Annotated in this window: 2 protein-coding genes and 1 pseudogene; all 3 read left to right on the top strand. The window is 41.5% G+C overall.

Annotation, left to right across the window (positions count from 1 at the left end; all coding sequences use genetic code 11):
* A pseudogene (locus ABCM67_RS16130) lies at positions 1-387 on the top strand (mobilization protein); the annotation flags it as partial.
* A 472-nt stretch (positions 388-859) separates the two neighbouring features.
* Entirely contained in the window at positions 860-1,450 is a 591-nt protein-coding gene (locus ABCM67_RS16125) for a hypothetical protein (RefSeq protein ID WP_008670455.1), read from the top strand.
* Positions 1,451-2,067: 617 nt separating this feature from the next.
* A partial coding sequence (locus ABCM67_RS16120) for a plasmid recombination protein (protein ID WP_342993058.1) occupies positions 2,068-2,861 on the top strand: 794 nt, incomplete at its 3' end.

Below are 2,861 nucleotides of genomic sequence, written 5' to 3'. Positions count from 1 at the left end.
AACGATAGGGAAAAAGATGCCTTAAAAGCCAAAATAAAGGCTTTAGAGGGGGAAAATGAACAGCTATCCGATAGACTGGGAAAGGCTATACTTGAAAAAGAGCGAAACGGCACAAAGGTATTCAAAGCCGAGAACGACAAGGAGTATTATAGACAGCAAATGGACAATGCAAGGACAACCAGTAACCGACTAAGAACGGAGAACCAAGAACTAAAGACCGAAACCAAGGAATTGAAAAAAGAACTTGGTAAGATGAAAGACTTGTTCAATTCCGAACAACTGGAGGCTTTAAGGCATCATTTCCCAAACATATCAAAAGCTATGGAAGAGGGGAAAGACCTACTCAAGCAAATCACCAGAAGCAGAGGTTTCGGCATGGGTATGTAACCCCCCCCCGCCCCCAAAGGGGGAGCGACCAAACGGCAGCTTCACTCAATGGAGTGTTACGCCGTTCGGGTTCGGAAGAAATTTTGCAGGGTTCGAAAAACGGTTGTGTGCTTATTCGAAAAAAAGTTTATGGTGTGGGCGCTCGTCGGGACGGGTGGTCCCGCCCCTTGCCGCTGGGCGCTCCCCGACCGATGATTTTTTAAGTAGTTGATTATATGCCGTTTTTAGGGTATAATAAGAACTTAAGAAATAGAATAAGTTAAGTAGTTGATACTCAATATAGGGTATTTTCCATATTGGAAAATCTGATTTTCCATATTAGAAAGTCACTCTTTCCTATTAGATGTTAAAAAGGAAAATATATTTTGCTTTTTTATTGTATTAATGGAAATTTAAATATTCCTTTGTGGAAAATCAAATTATACTTTTTCACCGATATATAGAAAGTCAAATTTGCCTAAATAGAATGTTTATGGAAAATAAGAAAGTACTCAAATTAACCGATTTTCAAAAAAACGAAGAAAACCCCTTTATGAAACAAGCAATTGAAGGGATTGAAAATCACGTTGTTAAGAAATACAAAAGTAGTACGGGAAGTGATAAAAAAGCTGTAGTTGCTGTTGCTGATACAGATACAGGAGAAGTATTCAAAACCTCGTTTATCCGACAAATAGAAGTAGATGAAGAGCAATTTGCAAAACTATACCTTGCGAATTTTGCCGCTTTTTTCAATCTATCACAATCAGCTATTCGGGTTTTCGGGTATATTCTAACTTGCATGAAGCCTAAGAATGATATGATAATTTTCGATAGGCGAAAATGCTTAGAATACACCCAATACAAATCAGACAAAGCCATATACAAAGGATTGGCAGAGCTCGTACAAAGTGAAATCATAGCAAGAGGTCCAAACGAATATAATTGGTTCATTAATCCGTTGATTGTCTTTAATGGGGATAGGGTTTCATTTACAAAAACATACGTTCGGAAAAAGACTTTAGCTGCCCAAAAGAAAGAAGAAGCAGAGAAACGACAGTTATCACTTGGTTTTGATGAACTGTAACACTCCATTGAGTGAAGCTGCCGTTTGGTCGCTCCCCCTTTGGGGGCGGGGGGGGATAGATAAAGTTCCTCTATGTAAAGTTATAATGGGGGATGAAAGGCAAGGTTCGCTAACCTTACCCCGATTGTTTATGCTTCCCAGCATTCAATCTATCCCCGTTTATGGGTTTCTCTTTCACCCTACAAAGATAACCTCATGGGGGAAAAATGTCCAAGAATATGGGGTAAAAACTATCAAGTCGGTAGAAAATAAGTATCTTTGAAGTACATTTTTAGTAGAGGTACTGGTATGCCTAGACGAAGCAGATAGGCAAAAATAAAGCCGCTGGGGATGTCGGATGTCCGTCAATTAACTCCAGCGGCTTGTATTTTGGTAACTCTCCCGTATCGGTCAGCTACCGTTTGGTCAGCAACAAAGGTAGTACTTTATTGTCGCAAATCCAAATGTTTTCCCCTTTATTTGTGCATTTACAAAACATTCACTAACTTCGCACCTATGCAGTATGGTGATAGCACACTAGCACCCTAAAGGGTACGTGTGTAAGGGGACAAGCCCCCTTAACCCCCTGTCAGCCGGCTGTCACCGGCTGTTATCGATTGTCACAAAAATGTTAACTTATGGGAGCAACAAGTATTCATGTACAAGCAGTGAAGCCGGGGAGCGAGATTCACAACTTTAGGGAAAAAGAGTTGGACTATGTTCGTCCGGAACTTAGTCATTTGAATGAAAGCTGGGTTGGAGATAGCATCTCCCATCGGCTGGAGAGTGCGAAACAGAGATATTTCGATACGGTTGGGCAGAAGATGCAGACTAAAGCAGCACCCATACGGGAGGGGGTAATAGTAATCAAGCAAGAAACCACCATGCAGGAACTCCAGCAATTCGCTGCGGTCTGCAAGGAACGTTTCGGTATTGAAGCGTTTCAAATCCATATACACAAGGACGAAGGATACATGAACGCAAAGCAATGGACACCTAACCTTCACGCCCATGTAGTTTTCGATTGGACGCAGCCGAACGGGAAGAGTGTGCGTTTATCGCGTGATGACATGGCAGAACTCCAAACCATAGCATCTGAAGCACTGGGCATGGAACGTGGTGTTTCTTCTGATCGCAAACACTTATCGGCTATGCAGTACAAGACCGAATGTGCGAAAGAACAGCTTCAGGAACTATCCAACGATATATCCAGTGCGTTAGACAAGCACAAGGACGTGCAAAACCAGCTTCTTCAGCTTCAGAAAGAACTACGTTCCATTGAAACAAAGAAAAACGTCCAAAAACTCATTTCTAAGGCTTCAGAGAAGTTTTACGGCTTGATAGGGAAAACGGTTAACGATAGGGAAAAAGATGCCTTAAAAGCCAAAATAAAGGCTTTAGAGGGGGAAAATGAACAGCTATCCGATAGACT

The sequence above is a fragment of the Blautia sp. 2227st1_G12_2227SCRN_220401 genome, from assembly GCF_039062885.1.
In the GTDB taxonomy this organism is placed as follows: domain Bacteria; phylum Bacillota; class Clostridia; order Lachnospirales; family Lachnospiraceae; genus Blautia_A; species Blautia_A fusiformis.
Note: the sequence above shows the minus strand (reverse complement) of the source record. Positions and strands in the feature narration are given on the sequence as shown.

Coding starts and splice junctions, on each gene's coding strand:
- ABCM67_RS16125 (WP_008670455.1), top strand. CDS start 860: ATGGAAAATAAGAAAGTACTCAAATTAACCGATTTTCAAAAAAACGAA.